Consider the following 16,137-nt stretch of genomic DNA (forward strand, 5'->3'; position numbering starts at 1 on the left):
ATTCGGGCCTCACGGCGCGATGAACTCTCGGGTGCTTGTGGATACTGCCGTTCTGCGCTCGACGGCGGCTTTGACCAGGCCCGCGAAGAGCGGGTGCGGCCGGGTGGGCCGGGAGCGCAGTTCCGGGTGGGCCTGGGTGGCCACCAGATAGGGGTGGACCTCGCGGGGGTACTCGACGTACTCGACGAGCTTGTTGTCGGGGCTGGTTCCGGAGAACACCAGTGCGGCCTTGGTCTCCAGCTCGGCCCGGTAGGAGTTGTTGACCTCGTAACGGTGGCGGTGACGCTCCTCGACGTACGGCTGGTCCTCGTACGCCTCACGCACCAGCGAACCCTCCGCCAGCTTCGCCGGATACAAGCCCAGACGCATCGTGCCGCCCAGGTCACCAGCACCCTCGACGTACGCCAGCTGCTCCTCCATCGTGGAGATCACCGGATGCGCGGTACCCGCGTCGAACTCCGTGGAATTGGCATCCGGGATACCCGCGACATTCCGCGCGGCTTCGATGACGATGCACTGCAGGCCCAGGCAGAGGCCGAGCAGCGGGATCCGGTTCTCGCGGGCGTACTGGATGGCACCGACCTTGCCGTCGACCCCGCGCTCACCGAACCCGCCCGGGATGCAGACCGCGTCGACGTCCCCGAGCTGCTTCTTCGCACCCGCCTGCGTGCGGCAGTCGTCGGACGTGACCCACTTGACCTTGACCCGCGCCCGGTTGGCGAACCCACCCGCCCGGATCGCCTCGGTCACCGACAGATACGCGTCCGGCAGATCGATGTACTTCCCCACCAGGGCCACGGTGACCTCGTGGTCGGGGTTGTGGACCCGGTCCAGCAGATCGTCCCAGGTCGACCACTCCACATCACGGAACGGCAGATCCAGCTTGCGCACCACATACGCGTCGAGGCCCTCGGTGTGCAGCACCTTCGGAATGTCATAGATCGACTTGGCGTCGACGCAGGCCACCACCGCGTCCTCGTCGACATCGCACATCAGCGAGATCTTGCGCTTGATGGCCGTCGGCACCTCACGGTCGGCGCGCAGCACGATCGCGTCCGGCTGGATCCCGATGTTCCGCAGCGCGGCCACCGAGTGCTGGGTGGGCTTGGTCTTCAGCTCGCCCGAAGGGCCGATGTAGGGCAGCAGCGAGATGTGCACCACGAACACATTGTCCCGGCCCACCTCATGACGCACCTGGCGCACCGTCTCCAGGAACGGCAGCGACTCGATGTCACCGACCGTCCCGCCGACCTCCGTGATCACCACATCGACATCGTCCGTCGCCATCCGCCGGATCCGGTGCTTGATCTCATTGGTGATGTGCGGAATGACCTGCACCGTGTCACCGAGATACTCACCACGCCGCTCCTTGGCGATGACCGTCGAGTACACCTGCCCCGTCGTGACGTTGGCCGAACCATCGAGGTCCACGTCGAGGAAACGCTCGTAGTGCCCGATGTCCAGGTCGGTCTCGGCGCCGTCGTTCGTGACGAACACCTCACCGTGCTGGAACGGGTTCATCGTGCCCGGGTCGACATTCAGATACGGGTCGAGCTTCTGCATCGTGACCCGCAGGCCGCGGGCCTTGAGCAGCGCACCAAGACTGGACGCGGTCAGACCCTTGCCCAGGGAAGAAGCGACACCCCCGATGACGAAGATGTGCTTGACCACTGCCTTCTTGGCGGCGCGCTGCGGCATGTGGCGGGTCTCCTCTCCCTGACGCCGGTTCGGTTGCGATGCGGGGGATCCGGTCATGAGGTCCCCGCCGGGGACGGTGAGCGGGTCGCGGCGCGGTCGTCCACCCGAGTATCGGGGGCCGGGCTCACCCGGCCGCCCCGGACCGCGCGTTCCAGCCACCAGCCGGCCAGCTGCGAGGTGAGGACCGCGGTGACGATCAGTGTGGTGAACAGCGATGCGCTGACGATGCCCACGTCGTAGGCGGTGGTCGCCATGACGATGCCCGGGCCCCCTCTCGCGTTCAGCGCGACGGCCAGGTCGAGGGACTCCGCTCCCGGCCGGCCGGCGAACCGCGCTCCGGCGTACACACTGCTGGCCTTCGCGACGCAGGCGACGGCGAGGAAGACCAGCGTGAAACCGATGCTGAACGAGTGGATCAGGTCCAGCTTCAGTCCGACGACGGCGAAGTACACCGGGATGAAGAAGCCCGCGGCGAAGTCCTGCACCGTACGGGTGGGGCTCGCGGCGCCGGTCCCGGCGCGGCCGGTGGTGGTGCCGGTGAGCAGACCGACCACGAACGCGCCGAACATCGGAGCGACCCCGAGGACGAGGCAGAGCGCCGATGTGCCCAGTACGACCGTGGTCCGCATCGCCACCGAGTCCCACGGCCGCCGCCACGCACGGCCGTTCGGCAGTCTTCTGAGCAGGAACGCCGCCAGCAGGGCCAAGAGGAAGAAGCCTATGGAGGCCGCCGCGTAGTACACGGCAGCCCCGGTCCCCGACCCCGCGTGCACCGTCCTGGCGAGTCCGAAGACGGAGTGCGAGCTGCCGGCGACCATGCCGAGGGCGATCGACAGCAGGACGTTCAGCACGATGTCCTCCAGCACCGCGACGGACAGCACCACGCGGGCGAGGGCGCTGCGCATGATCCCGAGGTCGAGCAGGATCCGCGAGATGACGGGGATGCTGGTCACCGCGATCGAGCAGGAGACCACGATGGTCAGCGCCGCGGTGTTGCCGGCCGGGCCCATCAGCCCGTCCGATGTCACCAGGGACATGCCGGCGAGACCCACCGCGAACGGGACGACCATGCCGATGGTCGCGGTCAGCACCACCGCTTTGCTGTCCTGGCGCGAGAAGACCTTCCGCATGTGCGCGCCCGCGGTGAACATGAGCAGCAGCAGGCCCAGTTGGTACACGAGGTCACGGCCCACCGCGCCGGCGCCCGTGGAAGGGAAGAGCCAGTCGGCCAGTCCCGGGGCGGCCTGTCCCAGCACGGTGGGTCCCAGGAGCAGACCGCCGAGGATCTCTCCGACGACGGCGGGCTGCCGGAGGCGTACGAACAGCCGCCCCAGTCCGTGGGCAGCGGCCAGCAGCAGCGCGATGCCGAGCAGGACATGGAACAGGTCAGCCTGGGACATGGGCGTCCAGACTCAGCCGGGACGCGACGGCCGAAGTGGAGCCGGTGTACTTGCCGTTGTAGTCCACGGCGGTGCCCTGCATCGCCCAGAAGGCCAGCTTGCCGATCATCATGCCCGGGTACACCCGGACAGGATGGGCGACCTTGATCTCCAGTGTCCAGGGGAACACCGCACCGCTGTGCCCGAGCGGCGCCGAGTACTGGATCCAGATCCCCATGGCGGAGGTGGACAGGCAGGCGTACAGCTCAGCCGCGTAGTGGGGGCTGCCCATGGCCTCCATGGTGCCGCCGAGGTAGAGACGGTCGGGCTCCAGGACCATTCCGTCGGAGCCCATCGTGACCTGGTGGGCCTTCGGCGGTTCGAAGCAGTCGATGATGTCCTGCTCGTACCAGAGGATGTCCTCCGCGAGCCGGAAGCCGTAGCTGTTGGGCTCGATGCGCTCCGGATCGAAGTCGTCGATGTGGATGCGCCCGGCGCGCACCTCGCTGAGAATCTCCGGGCCGCTGAGTATCACAGCCATCCCTCCAGCAGGCCGGATATCGCCGTGCGGTAGTCGGAGAGCTCGCCGTCGTTGGTGATCACGGCGTCCGGGGTGATGGCGTCGAGTTCGCTGGTGGACCTGTCGGTGCGGGACGGGTCGCTGCGGCCGGCCAGCCGTTTCTGCCGGGTGTCCTCGTCGCACCGCACGCGTACGACGCGGAAGCCCTGTTCCCGCAGGACCGGAGCGTCCACATGGGGGTCCCGCAGGTCGTCGTTCACGATGACCTGTGCCTGCGCACTCTCCAGGCGGGCCAGGAAGTCCTCCGCGAGGGAGCGCGGATTGGCCCGGCGCATGGCGTCGGCCAGCGCCTCCATCAGCACCTGGTCCTGGGCCCCTTCCGCGAGCGGGGCGTTCGCTCTGCTGTACACGGCGCGCTGGAGGTCGTACAGCGGCTGGGCCAGTTTGACCCGGGAGAAGGAGAGGCCGCGGGCCGCGGCCCACTCCTCGATGAGCGAACCGCAGGTCGATTTGCCCGCGCCGGCGAGCCCGGTCACGCAGATACGCAGACCGGCCGTGGTGGTGGTCACGCCGTCTCCTTCGCGGAGTCGAGGTTCTTCAGGACATCGGACGGATCGACATCGAGGGTTCCGGTGAGCCTGACCATCGGCAGGTCCGCGGCCACTTGGCGCAGCCGCGACAGCGACCGGTAGAACTCCGTGTAGTCCGGGACGAGATACGACTGCCAGGTGAAGAACGTCGTGTCGGCCTGGCGGTCGATGATCTTGTTGAGGTGGGCCCACCGCTCGTTGTCGGAGTCGAGGCGGCGCGCACGCAGCGGTTCGCCCGGCTCGACGCGGGGCAGGAACAGCGCGGCGAGCGGCCTGGGGGTCGCGTCGAAGGGGGTGCCGAGCCACTCCTCGAAGACATCAGGATCGATGAGGATCTTGTGCCCGGGTTCGTAGGTGTCCACCGCGGCGTCGACGCCGTCCCGGACGAGCTGCTCCAGACGCTTGTCGGCCCGGATCGTGCCGACGCCCACGTAGGGGTAGTCCCGCCACGGGTGAACGGTCACACCGCTCGCGTCGAACGTGCAGAAGACCTTGTCGCCGCTGAAGTACGACCAGTCGTCGCGCCGCAGGCAGGACAGCATGGTGGTGGTCTTGCCCGCCCCCTTGGGGCCCGCGATGCAGACGGCGCGCCGTCCGTCGTGGATGCCGGAGGCGTGCAGGACCACGGTGCCCTGCTGCTCCTCGTTCCTGATCACGAGATCCCGGAGGAAGTCGATCATCTGCACGGCCGCCCGCTCGGTGACGCGGGTGCGGAAGACGGGGTCCTTCATGGCGTCGTGAGGAGCGTCGAGGACCATGTTCCGGTTGGTGTAGCTCCGGCGGTCCGCGTCGTCCACGATGTGCGCGTGGAACGTGAACTCCCGGGCGCTGCTGAGCCGTACGACGGACTCCGGTACGGCCCAGACGGCCGGGTCCACGTCGCTGTCGGGGTCGTAGGGGGCGACCGCGACCCGGAAGGTCGTCTCGTTGCGCGGGGTGTCGTCCAGCAGGTGCCGGAAGAACCGGCGGATCCGGCCGAAGGCCGCTTCCGCGGCCGCGTCGACGTCGAGTTCGATGGTGGTGTGCAGGAAGTTGAGGTAGAGCATGGCTGCCTTTCCGGCCTTCACAGGGCCAGGCGGTCGACGCTGCGTACGAGTTCGTCGGCGTGTGCGCGGAAGGACTGGCTCCAGATGGGATCGAGCAGGGGGGCGAGACCGTCCACGCCGAGTTCGAAGCTGATCGTGAGGGTCAGCTCGGTGGTGTCAGGACCGAGGGCGCGGACCTGCCACACCCCTGACAGGCTCTCCAGGTCGCCCTCGGTCTGCTCGAACCGGAGGCTGTGCCCTGGGCCCGCCGCCTCCCGCTGGCGCCAGGAGACGGCGCTGCCGTTGAGCAGTACCTTCCAGTCGGTGATCCGGAACAGCTTCTCCGCGTGCGACACCGAGTGGACGTGCAGGACGCTCCGGGCCCGTGAGCCTATTTCCCTGCTGTCCTTGACGAGGTTCCAGACCTCGTCGGCGCTGTGGTCGGGCAGCACACGGCTGACCGTGACGTCGGGCATCTACTTCTCCTCACCTTGGTGGGTCATGCCGCGGTGGATCGTGCGGCGGCCGGTCATGCGGCGGCCGGTCACGCCGCCTTCATGAACGGGGCGAGGAATCCGATGTCGAGCCCTGCCCTGCGGGCCAGTTCGGCCCAGGTCCGCAGAGTGAGCAGCATGTCCCGCTGGCCCTCCGCGACGAGCCGGTCGGGAAGCTCCCCGGGGAACGCGGCGAGCAGCCGCTCCCACAGCGGGTACACGGAGCCGACCTGGCACTCGTCACCGCCGAACTCCTCCTCCAGGCCGAAGACTTCGACCAGGTCGGTGCCGGATGCGCCCAGGACCTCGGTCATGCCGTACTCCAGGGCCACGGCCAGACAGTGGGCGTCGTCGACCGGGACGCGGCCCGCCAGCCGGAGGTCGATGTCCAGGAGCTGTTCCAGGAAGCGGAGTTTGACGGCCTGCTGCATCTGCGGCTGTTCCTCGCCGCCTTCCAGGTCCTCGACGTAGGCCCGGCCCTCGGCGAGCATCAGCCAGGCCGCTTGGACCCATGCGGCGACCCCCTGCGCGGACGGCATGGCGTGCCCTGTCGTCACCGAAGGGAAGGCGGGCAGACTCAGGGCGAGTTCGTGCGCCCTGGGGTGGCGTGCGGTGGTCACTCGGTTTCTCCTCAGCTCTCGGGCACGACGGTCAGCCGGGCGGCTCCGGCACGGACTGCGCGGAGCACCACGGCCGCGTCCTCGGGTGCGAGACCGGCGAGATCCGGCAGTTCGGCGCCGGGAGCGGTCAGCGGCAGCTGCCGGGTGTGGTCACGTCCGGGCAGCAGTACGGCGCTCTCGGCCGATACGAGCATCGACGCACCGGGCAGGAAGGGCGCGGGCCCGCCCGGGGCGGGTTCCAGGGTGACGGCGATCCGGCCCTGATGGCCGACGGCCTCCAGCACATCGCGCAGCAGCGCCTGGTAGGCCGGGCCCAGGGGCTCTCCCGCGGCCTCGGGGGACAGTGCGGCGGCGACGTCCTTACGCAGCCCCTCCAGCGTTTCGGCGGCGCGGCGCGCGGCCGGGGTGCGCCAGTCTCCGTCCCGCACCATCCGGGTCCACCGCAGCACGTACCACTTGCGGGTGGTGTAGACGTCGCCGTGGTGGGAGAGCAGGGCGTCCATGAGGTGCAGCAGGACGTTGAAGGCGTACCCGACCCTCCCGCGTGTCTCGCCCGCCCGCTCGGCGAGCACCAGGTGGGCCGTCTGCTCGGCGGCGGTCTGCAGGGCCGCGCGGGCCCATACCGTGCTGAGGGAGGGCAGCGCGTCGAGGAAGGGGGCGCTGCCGTCCAGGGTGATGCCGTTGACGATGCGCTCGGTCTGCTTACGGCGCGGCTCCCGGGTCTTGTCCCAGGAGCGGAACCCGTCGACGGTCGTGCTGAAGGGTGCGGCGGCCAGACGCCTCAGCTCCGCCAGGTTCGCGGTCACCTCGGCTTCGCTGAACGACACCACTTCGAGGTGGTGCCCCTGCTCGAAGATCTTGGTCGATATCCGGGGCCCGCCGATCGGCTCGGGCTGGATACGGATGAAGTCGAAGTCGGACGTGGCGTTGGCCAGCCCGTGCACGGGTGAGCTGGTCAGCATCAGCAGGCCGTCGCCGACCTGGTCCTTCATGATGCCGGTGAGCCAGTCGGGGCTGAGCCCACGGGAGGAGAGGAACTTCTCCACCCGGCTGTGCCGCAGGGCCGCCAGATCGAGCGGGGTCAGGTGGTGCGGGAAATCGGGATGCATGCGCGGTGCGTCCTCCTGGATATGAAGCCGGTGCGGTCAGAAGCCCAGCTGCCGTGCGACGAGCGCGGCGGGCGCCGTGTTGTCGAGGACCCCGGGATCCGAGCCGGCGGGGATGCCCGGTCCGAGTGCGGCGTGAATCGCGTGGAGTCTGGGGTCTCCCGTGTTCACCACGTGGGCACCCGACTTGGGGGTCGCGCACACCACGGCACCGCCGGGGTCCAGCACCGAGCTGGGCTGGTAGTCGTCCGCGAAACAGACGAAGAGAGGTCCGCAGGTGACCTCGTCCCTCGAAATGCGCCGGCCGTGGCTGTCCTGGAAACCCCGGAGCAGGGTCTGCCCGGTCGCCGGTTCGGTGATCCCGGCGATCACGTCCATGGCCTGCCGGAGCGCGGTGGCCTCGTCGCGGTCGGACGCGCTCCGTGCGCCCGCCCACAGGGAGCCGTTGTTGGCCGGGTGGTAGAAGGCCCGTGAGCGTACGGAGTCGATCGCGTCGTGTCCGGTCAGTACGGTCAGCCCGGCGTCCAGCAGGGCCTGGTTGACGTGGACGAGGTGGGTGCTGCCCACCATGCCGTGGTCGGCGCCGAGCACCACGGTGTCCTCGTCGCCCGCCCGGTCGATGACCTCGCCGAGAACGTCGTCGGCCCACCCGTAGCACTGCCGGATGCGGTCCCAGACGGCGTCGGCCATGTCCGGCCGGTGGGCCGCGCTGCGCTCGTCGCACCATCCGAGCATCTCGTGACCGATGTCGTCGGTGAGCGGCAGATAGACGACGACGAGATCGGCGCTGTGCCTGGCGAGCACCGCCGTCGCACAGGCCCCGAAGGAATCGGCGACACAGCGCAGTGAGGCCAGGAAGGCGTCTTCCGCCGTGCCGTCGCCCCCGTCCACGAGCCGGGGGCCGAATACACCACGCCGGTAGAGAGGCCCCACCCCTTCACCGGCGAACGGGGGGCATGCCTCAAGTGCTTTCACCAGGTCGGTGCTGCTGCCGTCGACCCGGGGCTCCCAGACGCCGGTGTGCACCAGCGTCATGTCGTCCCCGGATCCGGTCAGGCCCATCCAGGTGCCGTGCCGGTCGTCCAGGGCGAGGGGCCGCCACGGCCCCCGTGCGGTCAGGGTGACCTGTCCGTGCCCGGTCCTGATGTGCACGCCCCCGCCGTCGACGGGTCCGGTGACTTCCACCGTGAAGGGCCCGATGCGCCAGGGGACCGCGTCCTGGGCGGGGAGGGGCAGCCGCAGTATGTCGTGGCGTACCACTCGGCGGCTGTACGCCTCGATGGCGCCCTCGACCGCGGGCTCGACCCGGTTGGTGCCGCCGAACACCCAGGGCACATGGACGAACGCGCTGGTGAGGTCGCGTTCGGCGGCCGTCTGCCAGATCGGGGACACCGCCGGATAGCCCGGTGAGAAGCCGCTGACATGGCTGCCTATCCCCTGGCCCGCGCCCGGTACCGAGTATCCGGTCACCCCGTGCTCGCTCGCCCACGTCCCGGTGAACAGGGTCGCGAGGGAGGGCGGTGTCTGACAGTTCGGCCGGGCCGGCCGGGCTGCGGTCATCCTGCCGCCGCGGCGCAGCCGGGACACCGCGGGCAGGGAGCCCTCACGTTCCAGCCGGTCGACGACCCAGTGTGCGGCTGCGTCGAAGACGACCCAGTAGACCGTCACTCCCTGTTCACCTCCGAGACGAGCGCGGCCAGTTCACGGATGTCGCCGATCTCGTGATCGGCGTGCCCGGTCAGCCCGTCCGCCCGCTGGTCCGCCCACTTGCCCGTGCGCACCTGGACGGTGCGCATCCCCGCGTCGTGGCCGCCGCGTACGTCCGTCGTGGCGTCGTCGCCGACGACCAGGCAACCGGCGGGCCGGGCGCCGAGTCCCATGGATTCGGCGGCCAGTTGGAAGAAGGCGGGGGCGGGCTTGCCCAGGACCTGGGCGCTCTCGCCGGTGGCGTACTCCAGCGCGGCCACCAGCGCACCGGTGTCGATGTGGTCCCTGCCGGGCCGTTTGAAGTAGCGGCCGTTCTGCAGGGCGAGGAGTTTCGCCCCGGCCCTGACGGCGCCGAACGCGTCGTCGAGGCGGGCGTAGTCCAGGCGGTCCCGGCAGTCTCCCACCACCACATGGGTGTAAGGACCGGTGGCGCTCACCGTGGGCAGGGTGCTCTCCAGATCGGCGGAGACCAGCCCGTACGTCACCGCCTTCTCGTCCTCCAGCAGCCGGCCGGCCGCCACGACAGGTGAGAACACCTCGTCGGGCCGTACGGCGAAGCCGTACTCCGTGAGCTGTCCGTGGACGCGCTCGACCGTGAGGGAGTCGGTGTTGGTCAGGAAGCGCAGCCCGACGCCCAGTTCGCGCAGTGCCGCGACCGCGTCGACGGCTCCGGGCAGGGCCGCGCCGTTGGCGTACAGGGTGCCCTCCATGTCCAGGAGGACCGCCCCGACCCGCGTGCCCCTCAGGGGTGTGCCCATCAGCCCACCGTCCGCAGCAGGTCGGGCCGGAGCTTCACGGTGTCCTTGAGGAAGGTGCGCTTGGAGTAGAACCCCGCCTCGTCGTTCAGGCCGCGGGCCCGCAGGAAGCTCTCCAGCCAGGTCGTGATCGCCGACATCTCTTCGAGTACGTCCGCCTCCGCGGCCGGGACCGCCACCCGGCTGCGGAGGTACTCCAGCTCGCACTGGTTGAGGGTGACGCCGGGGTCGTCGACCAGGCTGCAGTGGTCGTAGAAGATTCCGTAGACGTGGCCCGTGCGGACGGACTCGAAGTTGATGTCGTAACGCACCCGCCGGAAGGACGGCAGCCGGACCCCGGTGACGCCCAGCACCTCGGTGATGTGCCGCTCGAAGCCGCCGTCGTCGGTGAGGTCGAGACCGTACGTGTGGGTCTCACGCCGCTCGAATCCGTCCTCCACATACCACTTGCGCTTCAGCAGGTGCTTGCCGTCGGTGGTGGGGATGAAGGACGCGTAGCCCCGCTCGGCCTCGGTGGGCCCGGTGATCTCGAACAGGTGGTTGGCGTAGTCCCATGCCTGGAACTCGTCGCGGAACTCCGGGATGTAGCCGGGAAGGACTCCGTCGAGCAGCTCGCGGTACATCTCGACCATGAGCGTCCAGGAGTCCACCGGCGGTTCGAGCGTGTACTTGTACTCCAGTTCCTTGCCGGGGAAGAGCTTCTGGTAGTAGCGCTGGTGGTTGTTGAGGAACAGGTAGTTCCCGGCGTGCAGGCGCACGGCCTCCGGCAGCCAGTCGAGCGTCAGGGGGTCGTCGGAACGCAGCGGCTCGGCGGTGGTGCGGATGAAGCAGGCGTCCTCGGCGAGGAACCGGACCTGGCTGTGGACGTGGAGTTCACCGTCCGACAGCGACAGATAGAAGAGGGGCACGGCCGGTGGGTCGAGGAGGGCGGAGAGTGCCTTCCCCGGCAGCATGCCGGGGAAGAGCTCGTCCGCGGGCACACTGCCGTGGGCGGTGGTGTGTCCTTCCCCGTACCGGCCGGCGCTCAGGGAGACAGCACCGAGGTCCGCCCATCGCAGCACCACGGTGTTGCTCGGGAACACCTCTTCCAGCGGTTCGGCGAGCTCGGCCAGGACGAGGGGGTCGCCCTTCGCGAGGGCGCGGGAACCGTTGAGCAGATGGAGGCCGCCCAGGACGAGCCAGGCCCGCCGGGTGTGCGCTGTGTCGGCCGTTGATGTCATGGTCACTGCTCCTTGGGGGCGTCATGGGTCGTGGCGACGGTGCCGTCGGTGATGACCGCCCGCGTCCCGTGGACATCGGCGGCGGAGACAGCGGGAATGCGGGCTTCGCGCAGCAGGATGGCGAGGTGGCCGAGGGCGGAGCCCTTGTCGAAGACGAAGCCCGCCACATCGTCGAGGAGTACCGACAGCACCGCGTAGGGGCGGGCGGCGTGGATGATGGGCTTCTCGCTGAACGCCCTTACCCGGTCGGCGATATCGGCGAGCCCCTCGTGCTCGCTGACGTCCTGCGACTTGTCGATGCTGACGGCCGGGCCGATCGAGAGCCTGCGCAGCAGCTCGTCGTCGTCCAGCCGCAGCAGCGGTCCCTCGGCGTGGCCGCCCGAGATGCAGACCTCACCCTGGGAGACGGTCACCGCGGTGTCGCCGCCCAGGAGCGAGTAGTCCACGAAGAAGAGCTGGTCCTGGTCGAGGACCCACTCCAGGGTGAGGTCGCCGTAGCGCTCGTACATGGCGAGCGTGAAGCGCGCCATGCCGTCGAGGTGGGGTACGAGCGGCCGGGCGGAGTCCGCCGCGGTGAGGTTGCCCTCCGCGGTACTGGGGCGGGTGGTGTCCGCGACCAGGAGTGTGTCGCCGCCCGCGGTGCCCCGGTTGAGGGCCATCAGCCCCTCGTCGGTGTACTCCACCACCAGGCCGCCTTCGGCCGTACGGCGGGAGATCACCCCGAGCCGGCCCCGGACGAAGTCGCGCACGACGACGCTGTGGAGCGCCGTACTGTCCGTCTCCGCGCCGGTCAGCCCGGCCAGCCGTGCGACGACGTCCTCCTTGGGAACCACGATCTGCCGCAGTGTCTCGCCGAAGTCCAGTACGCATTCGCGGATGTGGCCCTCGGCGAGCAGGGCGGCGAACGAGGCGGCGCAGTCGTCGTCGTGCAGACCCCGGCCGTTGAAGCGCACCACCCAGCCGCGGCCGACCGTGACGCCGCTCTCGTGCGCGAGCCGGTGTGCGGGGCCGCGCTTCGCCGCGTAACCGCTGTACACGGCTGCCACCGCGCCGAGTTCGAAGTCGTCGGTGAGTTCGTCGAAGTAGAGCCGGAGCACGTTCAGGACCGGCTTGTCGTCCGTGGTCGGGCCCGAGCGGCGCGCGGTGACCGGCCGTACCTGGATCAGGTGGACACCCTCCGGGTCGGCGGCCCACTCCACGTCGATCTCGTGACCGGCGCGCTCCCTGAGGCCGCGCACCATCGCGACCACCTGGCGCAGCGCGTCGAGATGGGGGGCGGGTGCTGCGCCGGAGGACTCCAGCGAGGCGCTGTCGACGCAGACCGGGTCGGCGGTGCCCGCCACCAGTTCGTCCGCGAGCCCTTCGACGTATTCGAGTGTCACGTGGTGCGCCGCGGATTCGTGCGCCCCGGATTCCTGTGCCCCGGTGTCGTGCGCCCCGGTGTCGTGCGCCCCGGAGTCGAGTCCTGTGAAGGCGACACCGGCCAGGTCCGGCTTGATCATCCGCTGGACGAACACCGCGAGCCGCGGCATCGCGTCGAAGTCGCCGCTCCGTACGCGGGCGGCGACGGCCGGGGCTTCGTAGTGGGACTGCCAGCAGCGTTCGATGGCCTCCAGCGCGGCGTCGGCGCTGTCGACGTGGAGGACGGAGTGATGGATGCCGGCCAGGCTGGTGTTGTCACCGTCCTCGTCGAGTCCCGACGAGCGGACGGCAAGGAGGTCGCCGGGCAGGGTGAACATGTCCTGCAGCCGGGTGCGCAGCAGCGAGCGCGTCGCTTCGGGGATCCGGATCCCGCGGGCCGTGTCCGTGATCCTGGCCAGTGACTCCGTGAAGAAGGCGCCGACGGTCGCCCGGACATCCGTGAACGCGTTCTTCAGCTCCGCCGCCTGTCGTTCGTCCAGCGCGGCCGTGAACTCGGCCGCCGGAACACAGAATGCCGGAGGAACCGGGAAGTCGAGGTGGACCTGCGCGAGTTGACCGAATTTCGGCCCCACCTCGGCCCAGTCGCCGCTCGCGCCGAGCCCGGGGAAGCGCTGACGCGCGAACTGCTTCTCGAAGTCGACGTGGATGTCGCTGGACCGCGGGCCGACGGAGCCCTGGTACTTGCCGTCGTACAGCAGGACCTTGCCCTGCGGGCGCCACCACATCATCTGGCCGACGTTGATCCCCGGGTAGACCCTGACCCGGTTCATCGAGTACAGCTGGAGTGTCCACTGGCCGGTGTAGCCGATGTCGCCCAGGCTGGCCGAGAGGTTGATGAAGAGCCCGAGGCGCGCCACGGACGACCGGGCCGCGAACGTCGGGGCGTAGTGCTCGCTGCCGAGCACCTCGATGGTGTGGGCGAGATACAGCCGCCCCGGCTCCAGGACGTACCCCTCGTCGGGGATGGTGAGTTCTTCGAATTCGTTGGCACGCCGGGCGTCGAGGGGCAGGTCCTTGTACACCCGCAGCGTCTTCCCCAGCCGGAAGTTGTAACTGTTCGGATTTACCTGCTCGGGAATGAACGGATCAATCGTGATGCGACCATTTCGGTACTCACGCTCGATCTCGTTACCGGTGAGAATCAAACTCCTGCCTCCGTGACGTAGAAACGGGCATGTGCCAGTCGTTCCTTACTCACCACCGGGTCGCGATGGCTGGATGCGTGGGCGCGAACGGGCGCCACCGAGCACAGGGCGGCCCTCTGCGGGCACCCCGATCGTTCAGAAACTGTTCGCTTATGAGCGGTTGTGGACTTACCCGTACTCTGCCGGGGGCTGGATGGGAATGCATAGCCAGGCATGGATCAACATGCTGCACGTCAGCTTGATGCCAGGGGGACAAGAAGCGCTAAACACCGATATGCCCGGCCAATCGGCGGCCCTGTGCGCCGTCCCGGCAGCGGTCGCGTGCCGTCGTCCGGGCGGTCGCAAGGGCCGTCCCGGCGGCCGGAGCGTTTCCGGAACCGTTGAATCCGCTATCCGCCCGGCGCGCCGGCTCCGGTCGAGCGCGAAGAAAATCTGCTCATACGTGGCATGGCGCCGACGTCCCAGGGGCAGATAGCCCGCGACGGGGCCGGCACTAGTTGGAGCACGGGCAATGCAGTCGAACTCCAGTCATGACGACGTCTTTTTCGGAATCCTCGGGCCATTGGAAGGGTGGGATGGGGAGCGGCGCCTGAAACTCGGCGGCGTTGTCAACGAACGTGTTCTGGTGATGCTGTTGCTGAAAGCGGGGCGTGTGGTCCCGGTTTCGCGGCTGATTCAGGCGGTCTGGGATCAGAAGCCTCCTTTCACGGCACTCCAGCAGATCCGCAAGGCCGTGGCGGCCCTGCGCCGGCGTATCCCCTCAGGACGTGAACTGATCGCCACCGAGCCCCCCGGCTACCGCATGACGGTGGCGGAGGGCCAGGTGGATCTGAAGGTGTTCGACGCCCGGGTCCGCCATGCCCAGGAGGCCCACGCGGAAGGGCTCCTGGACGAAGCCGTGACCCACTTGAGGGCCGGGCTCGACCTGTGGCGCGGATCCATCCTCGCCGACGCCGGCGGACACGTCATCGAGGCCGCGGCGGCCGGCTGGGAGGAGCGCCGTATCGCCGCGGCCGAGCACTGCTTCGACCTGCGTCTCGCCCGTGGTGAGGCAGGAGAACTGGTCAGCGAGTTACGTGAGTTCATCTCCGCGCACCCGTTCCGGGAGTCCCTGCGCGGTCAGCTGATGCTGGCGCTCCACCGCTCGGGGCGTCAGGCCGAGGCCGTGGAGGAGTACGCCCGGCTGCGTACCCTGCTGGCCGAGGACCTCGGCATAGAGCCCGGCTTCCGGCTGGCGGAGCTGCATGTGGCGATCCTGCGCGGGGCCCTGGAGTTCGAGGATCCGCGGCGGGCCGAGGTGGCCGCGGCCCAACGGCCGCCGGCGGTGACCGGAGCGGCCCCGTGCACCCTGCCCCACGATCTGGTGGACTTCACCGGCCGTAAGGAGGAAGTGCGCAGGCTCATCGAGGACGTCCCGGCGAACGAGGGGCATCCGGGGCCGCGCGTCCTGGTGATCGACGGCATGGGTGGCAGCGGCAAGACCGCGCTGGCCGTGCATGTGGCGCACCTGCTCGCGGAGGACTACACCGGCGGCCAGCTCTACCTCGACCTGCGCGGCTTCACCTCGGGTGAGCAGCCGCTGTCCGCGGGGGCCGCGCTGGGCGCGCTGCTGGGGGTGCTGGGCGTGCCGGCCGACTCCATGAGCGACGGCGTGGTCGGGCGTATGGCCCTGTGGCGGGCCACGACCGCTCGGCGGCGGCTTCTGCTGATTCTTGACAACGTTGCCGAGGCCGCGCAGCTGAGGCCGCTGCTCCCGACCTGCCCGGGGAGCCTTGTCATCATCACCAGCAGGGTCCGACTGCCCGAACTCGAAGGGTCGGCGGGGCTGTCACTCGGCCTGCTCGGCGATGACGACAGCACCGAGCTGATGAGCCGGATCCTCGGCGCCGACCGGGTCGCCACCGAGCCCCACGCGGCCTCCGAACTCGTGCGGCTCTGCGGCAACCTGCCGCTGGCCCTGCGTATTTCGGGCGCAAGGCTGCGCAAGCGGCCGCACTGGACCCTGGGTTTTCTGGCCGAACGGCTGCGGGACAGCTCGCGCATCCTGGGGGAGCTGGAGTCCGGCGACTGCAGTGTCGCGAGCGTGCTGCGGGTCTCGTACGAAGCCATGCCGCCCAACCGCCAGGCCGACTTCCGGCTGCTCAGTCTGCATACGGGAGCCGACCTCGACGTCGCCACGGCGGCCGCGCTCCTGGGCACCGAGCCGCGCCGGGCGGAGGAGACGCTGGAGCATCTGCTGGACGTCCACCTGGTCGAGCAGTTCGAACTGGGCCGTTACTCCTTCCACGACCTGGTCCGCTGGTTCGCCCGGACCCTGCCGGCCGCCGGCCCGGCGCAGGGAACGGTCGTGCCGTGCCAGGCGGCCGCGTACACCCTGAGTGGCGTGAGCATGCCGGTGACATGTCCGGCCCCGTGACCGCGCCGACCGTGCCGACGCGGCCCGGGGCCCCGGGCAG

The 16,137-nt window shown here is 69.5% G+C and carries 13 protein-coding genes; 1 reads left to right on the plus strand and 12 read right to left on the minus strand.

All coding sequences use genetic code 11. The features are described from left to right. Positions 1-9 precede the first annotated feature (9 nt). From OG510_RS20515 to OG510_RS20570, 12 genes are all read right to left on the minus strand, one after another. A complete protein-coding gene (locus OG510_RS20515; RefSeq protein WP_406138584.1) occupies positions 10-1,698 on the minus strand; it encodes a CTP synthase in 1,689 nt (562 codons plus the stop codon). 53 nt (positions 1,699-1,751) lie between these two features. Further along, on the minus strand, positions 1,752-3,098 hold the full coding sequence (locus OG510_RS20520) for a cation:proton antiporter (protein ID WP_406138586.1): 1,347 nt from the start codon (positions 3,096-3,098) through the stop codon (positions 1,752-1,754). Then, positions 3,085-3,618: a dCTP deaminase domain-containing protein gene (locus OG510_RS20525; protein WP_203599405.1), complete on the minus strand. Its 534-nt coding sequence runs from the start codon at positions 3,616-3,618 to the stop codon at positions 3,085-3,087. The genes OG510_RS20520 and OG510_RS20525 overlap by 14 nt, the downstream gene beginning before the upstream one ends. Then, a complete protein-coding gene (locus tag OG510_RS20530) occupies positions 3,609-4,166 on the minus strand; it encodes an AAA family ATPase (protein ID WP_406138589.1) in 558 nt (185 codons plus the stop codon). The genes OG510_RS20525 and OG510_RS20530 overlap by 10 nt, the downstream gene beginning before the upstream one ends. Continuing rightward, the gene (locus OG510_RS20535) at positions 4,163-5,233 is read right to left on the minus strand and encodes a hypothetical protein (protein ID WP_406138590.1); all 1,071 of its coding nucleotides are present in this window, start codon (positions 5,231-5,233) and stop codon (positions 4,163-4,165) included. Before OG510_RS20535 ends, OG510_RS20530 begins: the two co-directional genes overlap by 4 nt. Before the next feature lie 17 nt (positions 5,234-5,250). Continuing rightward, on the minus strand, positions 5,251-5,688 hold the full coding sequence (locus OG510_RS20540; protein WP_406138591.1) for a type II toxin-antitoxin system RatA family toxin: 438 nt from the start codon (positions 5,686-5,688) through the stop codon (positions 5,251-5,253). A 68-nt stretch (positions 5,689-5,756) separates the two neighbouring features. Further along, positions 5,757-6,326: a DUF6031 family protein gene (locus OG510_RS20545; RefSeq protein WP_343235047.1), complete on the minus strand. Its 570-nt coding sequence runs from the start codon at positions 6,324-6,326 to the stop codon at positions 5,757-5,759. Positions 6,327-6,337: 11 nt separating this feature from the next. Further along, the gene (locus OG510_RS20550; RefSeq protein ID WP_406138593.1) at positions 6,338-7,435 is read right to left on the minus strand and encodes a DUF6001 family protein; all 1,098 of its coding nucleotides are present in this window, start codon (positions 7,433-7,435) and stop codon (positions 6,338-6,340) included. A 36-nt stretch (positions 7,436-7,471) separates the two neighbouring features. Next, positions 7,472-9,100, minus strand: coding sequence for an alkaline phosphatase family protein (locus tag OG510_RS20555; RefSeq protein WP_406138594.1), 1,629 nt, complete (start codon positions 9,098-9,100; stop codon positions 7,472-7,474). Further along, on the minus strand, positions 9,097-9,897 hold the full coding sequence (locus tag OG510_RS20560; protein ID WP_406138596.1) for an HAD hydrolase-like protein: 801 nt from the start codon (positions 9,895-9,897) through the stop codon (positions 9,097-9,099). Before OG510_RS20560 ends, OG510_RS20555 begins: the two co-directional genes overlap by 4 nt. Then, on the minus strand, positions 9,897-11,114 hold the full coding sequence (locus OG510_RS20565; protein WP_406138597.1) for a hypothetical protein: 1,218 nt from the start codon (positions 11,112-11,114) through the stop codon (positions 9,897-9,899). Before OG510_RS20565 ends, OG510_RS20560 begins: the two co-directional genes overlap by 1 nt. 2 nt (positions 11,115-11,116) lie before the next feature. Further along, a complete protein-coding gene (locus OG510_RS20570) occupies positions 11,117-13,681 on the minus strand; it encodes a dCTP deaminase domain-containing protein (protein WP_406138599.1) in 2,565 nt (854 codons plus the stop codon). Positions 13,682-14,309: 628 nt separating this feature from the next. Between OG510_RS20570 and OG510_RS20575 the strand changes: the two genes are divergently transcribed. After that, positions 14,310-16,097, plus strand: coding sequence for a BTAD domain-containing putative transcriptional regulator (locus OG510_RS20575; protein WP_406142466.1), 1,788 nt, complete (start codon positions 14,310-14,312; stop codon positions 16,095-16,097). Positions 16,098-16,137: the final 40 nt, after the last annotated feature.

The sequence above is a fragment of the Streptomyces sp. NBC_01089 genome, from assembly GCF_045162975.1.
Classification (GTDB): Bacteria; Actinomycetota; Actinomycetes; order Streptomycetales; family Streptomycetaceae; genus Streptomyces.

Excerpts from the sequence above, each read along its gene's own strand:
- OG510_RS20525 (WP_203599405.1), bottom strand. The coding sequence starts at position 3,618 with ATGGCTGTGATACTCAGCGGCCCGGAGATTCTCAGCGAGGTGCGCGCC.
- OG510_RS20575 (WP_406142466.1), top strand. The coding sequence starts at position 14,310 with ATGCTGTTGCTGAAAGCGGGGCGTGTGGTCCCGGTTTCGCGGCTGATT.
- OG510_RS20540 (WP_406138591.1), bottom strand. The coding sequence starts at position 5,688 with ATGCCCGACGTCACGGTCAGCCGTGTGCTGCCCGACCACAGCGCCGAC.
- OG510_RS20520 (WP_406138586.1), bottom strand. The coding sequence starts at position 3,098 with ATGTCCCAGGCTGACCTGTTCCATGTCCTGCTCGGCATCGCGCTGCTG.
- OG510_RS20565 (WP_406138597.1), bottom strand. The coding sequence starts at position 11,114 with ATGACATCAACGGCCGACACAGCGCACACCCGGCGGGCCTGGCTCGTC.
- OG510_RS20550 (WP_406138593.1), bottom strand. The coding sequence starts at position 7,435 with ATGCATCCCGATTTCCCGCACCACCTGACCCCGCTCGATCTGGCGGCC.
- OG510_RS20535 (WP_406138590.1), bottom strand. The coding sequence starts at position 5,233 with ATGCTCTACCTCAACTTCCTGCACACCACCATCGAACTCGACGTCGAC.
- OG510_RS20560 (WP_406138596.1), bottom strand. The coding sequence starts at position 9,897 with ATGGGCACACCCCTGAGGGGCACGCGGGTCGGGGCGGTCCTCCTGGAC.
- OG510_RS20515 (WP_406138584.1), bottom strand. The coding sequence starts at position 1,698 with ATGCCGCAGCGCGCCGCCAAGAAGGCAGTGGTCAAGCACATCTTCGTC.